The organism is Acetivibrio mesophilus (assembly GCF_004102745.1).
GTDB classification, from domain to species: domain Bacteria; phylum Bacillota; class Clostridia; order Acetivibrionales; family Acetivibrionaceae; genus Hungateiclostridium; species Hungateiclostridium mesophilum.
On sequence record NZ_RLII01000050.1, the window covers coordinates 1 to 8,028 of the forward strand.

Genomic DNA, 8,028 nt, shown 5'->3' on the forward strand with positions numbered 1-8,028 from the left:
TTGGCAATAGAGCAGATGGTATTTTGATGTGTTTTTCAGCAGATTATTTTCTTGATTTATAGGTGAAAGGAATTTTAATTTGGCGTTTTAGCAATCTAACAGGGAAAAACAATTTGTCGCTCTACAGTCAATGGCTAAGACATAAAATAAGAGTAATCGTAATGAAGCAATGGAAAAATCCAAAGACCATTTACAGAAATCTTTCTTACTTGAACAGGAAATATAGAAACGGATTTAACGAAGAAAATATCTTCAAAGTAGCTAATTCAAGATTAGGTTGGTACAAAAGATGTAGCATGAATATAGTGAACTTCATTCTAAGTCCAGACCTGCTAGAAACAAAAATAAAGGACGGAGCTGGTTCGCTCAATCCTTTAAATTATTATCTAAGAAAAGTTGGAATATGATATTGTCAATATTACTTGACACATTTTTCTCGAATAATTTGTGGTTTTTACGTTGGTATATAATGGAATGGGGTGTAGCGAAATTCCATTATATACCAACAGGCCGATTTACTCCCATCATTACGCTGTTTTAGAATATTGTCCCTCATAAAACTTTTTCCGCTTTACCATCGGCGGAAGCCCACCATTCGCCGAACAGATCCTGCGATTGTTCCAATAACTCATGAAATATCGCCATATTAAGCTCTTGACCACTGTCATAGGCATTTTCTTTGTATCGTATCTATCATACAATAGTTCTTCTTTGAATCGCCCCCCACAGGGATTCACATTTTGCATTGTCATGACACCTTCCACCTGCACTGTTCATGCTCTGGATTATTCCGTATTTTTCTATCGCTTGGCGATACTCACCACTGGTATAATCGACTAAAGAAAAGGGATTACTCCCTTTTCCTCGTCTAAGAACCGTACGTGAGAGTTTCCAACTCATACGGCTCAAGCATTTTTTCACCATTTCTGGCGGCAGACAGTAATTTTAATAACAGTTTTCTATGCTCATAATATTCCTCGTGTATAATAGGAGCCATCTTTGAACCGGAAGTACTTTATCCATTCGCATTGGTTTAACAGTTAGCCTTTGCTTGACTCCTTACCTTTTGGTCGAAGCGTATCAGCCTATTTCGCTTACTCCAGCGTAACGATTCCTACGATGATTCACTTTACGTTCTCCATAGCTTTCTTACCCTGGCAGTTATCCCAGTTTTAGGCTACTCGGATTTCCACATTGTCTTGTGAGCTTTCTAACCAAGACGTTACCATCAAAGCTAGTCACAATAGAGTTACCCCGAATGGAGGGGGTAGCCTTTCGGCAATATATCATGCGACTTCTTGTCGCACTTGGCTTCCCCTGTCCGAGTGGATAATCGCCCCTCTTAGTCCTGGATAAGACATAATTGCACTTTTTAGAGTGTCTACGCACAACCCGGCTTTCATGTTGTCCGCCATTGAAAGCCCTAAAACTGCATTGTCAAAGCAGTCTTCTATTGTTGATATATAAAGCTTCCCATCGGCAGTCTGAATCTTTGTGATGTCCGTAACAGCCTTCTCAAGAGATCTTTCAGCTGTGAAGTCTCTTTTGATTTTGTCATCCGATTTCATGGCTTTCTTGTCTGCCTTTGTTATCCCATTGGGCTTGCGTTTAGGGGTATGCACTATGCCCAAACGTTCCATTATCCGATACACTGTTCGTTTGCAGGGAATATGTGGAAATTCGCCGTCTACAGTTTCTTTAATTTCTAAGGCTTTATGCATCCGATATCGCCCATATGTATCATTACACTCGTCTTCATCTATTATTTCGTAAATTTCGGCCGCCAAAGATTCGTATTTCCAAGGATTCTTCTGTGCTTCAAGGTGATTATAGAAGCCTTGCCGCGAAACCTTCAATACCCTGCAATAAAACGCAATATTCCCCGTCAATTTACCATTTTAGGTCTTTATTGCGATGAGCTTCATTCGCTCTTCTTTGCCAACCTCTGACGACACGCGGCGAAAAAAGCGGAAGCCTCCTCTAAAAAGTCATTTTCTTTCTTCAATCGTGCATTCTCCTTAACCAAAGCTTTAATTTCTGCCCACAACTGTTGAATTTCCATTGCTTGAGTCATTGCAGAACCTGGAGTTTGAGTACCTATACCAGTATCCAAATCACCAATCTCTGCACTCTTTACCCTCTGGTATAAAGTAGTCTTGGGTACACCTAATTCTATAGCCGCCTTTGTAATCCCTATCTCTTTCACAAGTTTTACAGATTCCGCCTTATAATCTTTGGTATACTGCCTTGTAGTCCTTTTTACATTTCCTGACATGATCGACCTCCGTTTTTTCTTATTTTTAGACTATTTGTTCTAGGCCTTCGTGTCGAGTATTATTATACAACATCAATACCTACCTTTCCGTTTTCTTTGGATACTGTTATGTTATATCCAAGAAAGTTCGCCATATTATGTCCATTTGTTATTAATGTCTTTTTCGGCGAAACAGTAAGTTTTAGCTCCGAAGCTAAAAAGTTTGACAAATCACATTTTACTTTCTCCGCATCGCTTTTACTACCTATTATGCCAATCAACCAATCATCGGCATATCTTACGTACGCAATTCTACGGTATGTTTCATCCATTGGGTCATATGCAGGATATTTAAGCATATTTTTTCTAAGTAATTTGTTTTCTTCTATTGCCTTACTTTTCTCCGTTTCTGATAGATTATTCAATATGTTTTGCATACACATTTTTTATAGTTGATATACCCGTTGATTTTATGGTAATGCGGATTATATTTTCTAGATTTTCCTTTCTCAAATTCTGTTTTATATCTTTCAACAAATTTATCTAATTTATTAAGGTATATGTTCGCAAGAATTGGACTTATTATTGACCCTTGTGCACAGCCGGAGTATGTGTTGTAAAAGATGTTGTTATCGACATAACCAGCTTTTAGAAACTTCCATATTAACGATATTAGATACTCATCCTTAATTCTTTTTCGAAGTATTCTTATTAGGACATGATGGTCAATGTTATCAAAACATCCTTTAATGTCACCTTCTACAAACCATTTTACACCGGTAAATGTTTTTTGTACTTGTATCAGGGCAGCATGACAGCTCCTATGCGGTCTGAAACCATGAGAATATTTTGAAAAGATTGGTTCATAAATTTGCTCCAGCATCATTCTTACAATTTCTTGAACCAGTTTATCATCAGCCGAAGGTATCCCAAGAGGACGTGTTTTTCCATTTTTCTTGGGAATATACTCTCTTCGAACTGGCGTAGGTTTATAGCTTTGGTTTTTGAGCCTGAGAATTATGTTGTTAATTCTATCATAGCTGATACCGCTTAGAGTTTTATCGTCTAAACCTTTAGTCATACTTCCACTGTTGCTGTAAATATTTGAGTATGCCATAAGATAGAAGTTTGGGTTGTACAAATTTCTATATAGTCTTGAAAATTGATACGAAGTATCATGGGCTTTCTCATTGAGAGCCTTTAATACAATTGGTGGATTTCGCAATGTCTCACACATCTTTCCATGAAAGTATTAAAAAAAATAGTCTATTCTGCTTCGCCATGTATACAGCTTTCCTGTATTCGGACTACTACCAGAACTCCGTTGCCTTATCCTTGGACTTAGGCAATCCTCGCTTAGACTGATTTAAACATAGCATATGTATTGTCGGATACCACTTTCGTCATTTTCTGCTTATTGCAGATAGCCAACAGATGATACACATATACTGACATCCACTTTATCAGCATATATCTATTGCATAACGTTAATAACTGTCTTCCGTTATGGATGACGCTATAGCACTTCTGACTATGGTTCAAGCAGTTTAGCTTTTATCCTTATATACAGTCTCATTTCGCCATTTAGTCGCTGTATGGCAGTTAACAGACTTATGGCTTTTCCTGCATGCTATTTTCATCCTTCAGTTTACCTCAGAATTTAGCAGGATAATGATGGATTGTTTGTATCAAATCCAGTGTCTTGCTATTGACACATTTCAAATCAGCCCTCGTGCTTTGTTTCAGCACTTACGAGGGCACATGAATTGCATCCATGAAGCAAAATGTATATACGGGATTCAAAGGTCTTTGTTGCCATTCTTTTATTTCAGGAGTAATACGTTCAGTAATCCTGCTAACCATTTCTGCAGATATTTCTACTCCATAAAGATCCTTTATTTGTTCTCCAATGTCTCTGGTTGACATGCCCTTTGCATATAGAGATATTATTTTATCTTCTATACCAGAGACATTTCTTTGGTATTTAGGTATGATTTTAGGCTCAAACTCTCCCTTACGATCTCTCGGAATTTGAACTTCAACTTCTCCAAATTCGCTTTTTAAGGTCTTGGTAGAGTATCCATTCCGGCAGTTATCAGTATTTTTTGCACTACGATCTTCCTTACTATAGCCGAGCTTTTCCTCCAACTCTGCTTCCATAATCTCTTGTATAACATCCTTAAAAATGTCCTTAAAATAGTTTGTAACATCAGTTACACTTTGGAAATTATTTCCCTGTACTATTGCTTTTACCTGTTCTTTTGTTAGTGTTGACATAAAAAATTCCTCCTTAGCTTTTATGATTTCTAATTCTTGCCAAGAAGGAATTTAATTATTCATCCCATACACAAAATTTGTTACATCCTCAAAAAAAGGGGCGCTGCCCCAAAAATTTATCTTATTTTGAGACATCCCCGTTTACCGTTTATTCTTTACCTCTTTGATTTTTTGCATAAACTCTTCTACCGTATAACCAAGCTTAGTAATATCACTGTAATTCATTTCGGCGATGGAATCGGATTTCTTCACTTTTTTCTTTTCTTCTGATGTAGACTTGTCACCGTAATCCAGTCCCCTGGTATAAATTTTTGAATTTATTACATCAAACCTTCCGTCATTTATTCCTAAACTTATATATGTTTCTTCTCCCGTAGAAACTTTACGCTTTTTTAAGAAAAGTATAAGTTCCTCACCCGGCCTGTAAATTGGATCTCTCTCTATACTAAATTCTTGACCGTCTATAATTCCACCCGTTTGATAGAGTTTTATTATATCTCCCTCGGAAAGATTACCCTCAATAACATTTAATACCTCTGCTTCAGATATAGTAGAAGGCAATGAAAACTTTAATTGTGATTCTGATTGAGCTGCTTCGGTTTCAGATGACAAAATTTTCAAATGCACAATTTCATCTGCGCTTTCTTTCAATTCAGATATGTTACTAAATCCTTTCGTTTTACTAACATTTATTCCTCCACCTGAATTAATGACCTCTCCCGCATTACTAACACTTTTATCTTTTCCGGTATTCCCAAAAGCTTCATCTTCTCTAATATTATTACATCCGGTACCCCCTAAAAGAAGGGCTACAACAACAGATATCAAAACTATACCTTTTTTATTAATCATTATTCCATCCTCCCTAATTTGAATATATTATCCTTATCCAATTTATTTCATCAGTTGTTATCCCACTTGCTCTATATGGACCAGTTTCATACCACATCAGCTTATAACGATCCGAAGTTAATGTTACGTCATCCAAACCGAAAGTATGACCAATCTCATGACCTGCTAGTGCTTTAAGCATGCTTGATGTACATTCAGGTAGATTAGTATAATAAGCATTGAAACAGATTACAGCAGAGGACCAGTCTCCAAGATCGCTATAAGGGTTCATAGGATTATTATTACTATCAAAATACGCAGCAGCTCCATCCCAAAAAACATCTTCCTGAACATCAATTACAAATTTTAATGTAGCTGAACTGAAATTTGATGTATGTGAAAAGGAAACATCCACATTACTAGTAGTGGTTGGGTTTATGCTATTCCAATTATAAATAGCATTTAAAGCTGCATCGTAATAATTAACTGTTCTACCGTATAAATTATACGTATTTTGAGCTATTGCCCATGTTCTACCCGAAACACCACCTTTCAGCTTTCCAGAATAATAATATCTACCAGCATCTACAGGTCTTACATAACTAGTAAACACAAACAAGCAAACAAATATAACTATCCAAATTTTCTTTTTTCTCACAAAAATGCACTTCTTTTAAGTATTATATTTGTGTTAAGCATTTTTCCCATATTCGGATTGTTGCAACAATTAATGGGATTAACTAAATGTTATTTTATCATACCATACTTATCTATCCAAGTATAATTATAAATAATAAATATAATATTGGTAGATAACATTACATTTAATAAAAATTTTTTTATGTATTCCTTTCCATAAAATGTATTCAGTAAAGCACTTTTAATATTCGAATCTCTGATTTGAAAAAACTCAATAGTCCTATAAGTTTACCTCAAAGCTATTCCTTATCAGGCGTTAAAAAAAGGGTCTGTCTCAAAATAGAGCTTTTAAATAGCCCCTTTTTTTGTGTGTGCCAGGCATGGCGCTAATCTAGCTGGTGAAAGTCCAGACATGGGTATTTACCGCCAAGTGTAGCGAACCACAAGTTGGTGTCAGTAATGGCATGGATGGAGGAAGTGGTGTAGCAAAGTTTTGAGCCTACGAACAGAAACTTGATAAGGCGATTAGGTGGGTGAGGTTGCATAACAAACTAAAGCCCAAATGGTAAACGTAAACCGAAATTGTAAATCAAGAGGTTGTGGAATGAAAGATTAGTGTCTTACCCTGGGAGACCCTACCTACATATTACAAGATATAGTTGAAAAAGGTTTGGGGAGGGAGTCAGACGAAGTCATAGTAGGCGTAACAGTTGAAGGACTGAAGCGATTTATAGTACAAATCGCTACTTATAAAATACTACATTAGTCAGAAATACGATGAATGAGAAGAGTAGGAACGTAACCGAGGGATATCATTTATATCGAGATGGGTGATATGTAGAAATCTTATAGTAGAGAGAGGAGTAACAACAAATGGAGTTTATGGAAGTGATATTATCAAAGGAAAATCTAAACCGAGCCTATAAAAAGGTAGTTGCCAACAAAGGTGCAAGTGGAATAGATGAAATCACTGTTGAAGAATTGGGAAGCTATATCAGAGAAAATAAGGACACAATTACAAATCCACTTAGAAACAGGACGTATTTTCCTAAACCTGTGAGACGAGTATATATACCTAAAGCAGATGGTAAAAAGAGACCTTTAGGTATACCAACTGCATTAGACAGAACAATTCAGCAAGCAGTAGCACACCAAGATCAGACATCTATGAAAAAGTATTTAGTGAATACAGTTATGGTTTTCGTCCAAACAGAAGTTGCCATGATGCAATTAGACAAGCACTAGAATACTTAAATATTGGATATGAATGGGTAATAGACATAGATATAGAACAATTCTTTGATAAAGTAAATCACGATAAATTAATCCAAATTCTTAGAGAGCAAGTAAATGATAGGGATGTCCTAAATTTAATTCGTAAATATCTACGAGCAGGAGTACTGGAGAAAGGAATTATTAAAGCTACCAAAACTGGCGTACCTCAAGGTGGACCTGTTTCAGTAATACTTTCAAACGTGTATCTTGATAAGCTGGATAAGGAACTAGAACAACGAGGTTTGCGTTTCGTAAGATACGCAGACGATGTGAAGGTATTTACCAAAAGTGAGAAGGCAGCAAATAGGGTTATGGCTTCAATAACAAGTTGGATTGAAAGAAAGTTATTTCTAAAAGTAAATGCAACAAAATCCAAAGTAGTGAGACCAATGAGAAGTAAGTATCTAGGCTTCACATTCCTAAAGAATGGTGGACAATGGAAAGTTAAACCTACAAACGAGAAGAAAGCGAAGTTATACCAAGTAATGCGTGAGTATCTTAAAAGAGGAAAAGCAATTGCAAGACCATTGATAGTAACTATAAAAAGGATAAACCAAATAGTTATGGGGTGGATAAATTATTTCTGCATTGGAATGATGAAGCAATTTATGGATGAGTTTGGTCAATGTGTAGTTCAGCACTTTAAAATCGGAGCAAAAATCAAATTAAAATTCTCTTAATACCAGTGAAAACAGCAAAATAAAATTCTATACGCATAATACTACCGGAAAAAAAGCAAATAAAAAGCAGGT

General features: G+C 36.1%; 10 protein-coding genes and 1 pseudogene. 3 read left to right on the forward strand and 8 right to left on the reverse strand.

Annotated features, from left to right (window positions below; translation table 11 throughout):
* The first annotated feature begins 161 nt into the window (after positions 1-161).
* Positions 162-407: a hypothetical protein gene (locus tag EFD62_RS16685; RefSeq protein WP_069193140.1), complete on the forward strand. Its 246-nt coding sequence runs from the start codon at positions 162-164 to the stop codon at positions 405-407.
* A gap of 286 nt (positions 408-693) precedes the next feature.
* On the opposite strand, the gene EFD62_RS18345 is transcribed toward EFD62_RS16685, so the two are convergent.
* From EFD62_RS18345 to EFD62_RS16725, 8 genes and pseudogenes are all read right to left on the reverse strand, one after another.
* Complete coding sequence (locus tag EFD62_RS18345) at positions 694-909, reverse strand: hypothetical protein (RefSeq protein ID WP_407921101.1); 216 nt, start codon at positions 907-909, stop codon at positions 694-696.
* A gap of 377 nt (positions 910-1,286) precedes the next feature.
* Positions 1,287-1,856, reverse strand: a complete 570-nt coding sequence (locus tag EFD62_RS16700; RefSeq protein WP_069193141.1) for a DDE-type integrase/transposase/recombinase — start codon at positions 1,854-1,856, stop codon at positions 1,287-1,289.
* 65 nt (positions 1,857-1,921) lie between these two features.
* A complete protein-coding gene (locus EFD62_RS16705; RefSeq protein WP_069193142.1) occupies positions 1,922-2,275 on the reverse strand; it encodes a transposase in 354 nt (117 codons plus the stop codon).
* 62 nt (positions 2,276-2,337) lie between these two features.
* Complete coding sequence (locus EFD62_RS17905; RefSeq protein ID WP_206659764.1) at positions 2,338-2,679, reverse strand: reverse transcriptase domain-containing protein; 342 nt, start codon at positions 2,677-2,679, stop codon at positions 2,338-2,340.
* Positions 2,676-3,479, reverse strand: coding sequence for a reverse transcriptase domain-containing protein (locus EFD62_RS16710; RefSeq protein WP_069193144.1), 804 nt, complete (start codon positions 3,477-3,479; stop codon positions 2,676-2,678). Before EFD62_RS16710 ends, EFD62_RS17905 begins: the two co-directional genes overlap by 4 nt.
* Positions 3,480-4,015: 536 nt before the next feature.
* Positions 4,016-4,531, reverse strand: a pseudogene (locus tag EFD62_RS16715) (IS256 family transposase); the annotation flags it as partial.
* Positions 4,532-4,672: 141 nt separating this feature from the next.
* Positions 4,673-5,383, reverse strand: coding sequence for a hypothetical protein (locus EFD62_RS16720; RefSeq protein WP_069193146.1), 711 nt, complete (start codon positions 5,381-5,383; stop codon positions 4,673-4,675).
* Positions 5,384-5,396: 13 nt separating this feature from the next.
* Positions 5,397-6,020, reverse strand: a complete 624-nt coding sequence (locus tag EFD62_RS16725) for a zinc metalloprotease (RefSeq protein ID WP_069193147.1) — start codon at positions 6,018-6,020, stop codon at positions 5,397-5,399.
* Between the two features lie 854 nt (positions 6,021-6,874).
* Between EFD62_RS16725 and EFD62_RS18155 the strand changes: the two genes are divergently transcribed.
* Together EFD62_RS18155 and EFD62_RS16730 are read left to right on the forward strand one after the other, a co-directional pair.
* Positions 6,875-7,246, forward strand: coding sequence for a reverse transcriptase family protein (locus EFD62_RS18155; protein WP_235832696.1), 372 nt, complete (start codon positions 6,875-6,877; stop codon positions 7,244-7,246).
* Positions 7,165-7,956: a reverse transcriptase domain-containing protein gene (locus EFD62_RS16730; RefSeq protein WP_235832697.1), complete on the forward strand. Its 792-nt coding sequence runs from the start codon at positions 7,165-7,167 to the stop codon at positions 7,954-7,956. The genes EFD62_RS18155 and EFD62_RS16730 overlap by 82 nt, the downstream gene beginning before the upstream one ends.
* Positions 7,957-8,028 lie beyond the last annotated feature (72 nt).

Bases quoted from the DNA above. Each gene is read 5' to 3' on its own strand.
- EFD62_RS16720 (WP_069193146.1), bottom strand. From the start codon at position 5,383: ATGATTAATAAAAAAGGTATAGTTTTGATATCTGTTGTTGTAGCCCTT.
- EFD62_RS16685 (WP_069193140.1), top strand. From the start codon at position 162: ATGAAGCAATGGAAAAATCCAAAGACCATTTACAGAAATCTTTCTTAC.
- EFD62_RS16705 (WP_069193142.1), bottom strand. From the start codon at position 2,275: ATGTCAGGAAATGTAAAAAGGACTACAAGGCAGTATACCAAAGATTAT.
- EFD62_RS18155 (WP_235832696.1), top strand. From the start codon at position 6,875: ATGGAGTTTATGGAAGTGATATTATCAAAGGAAAATCTAAACCGAGCC.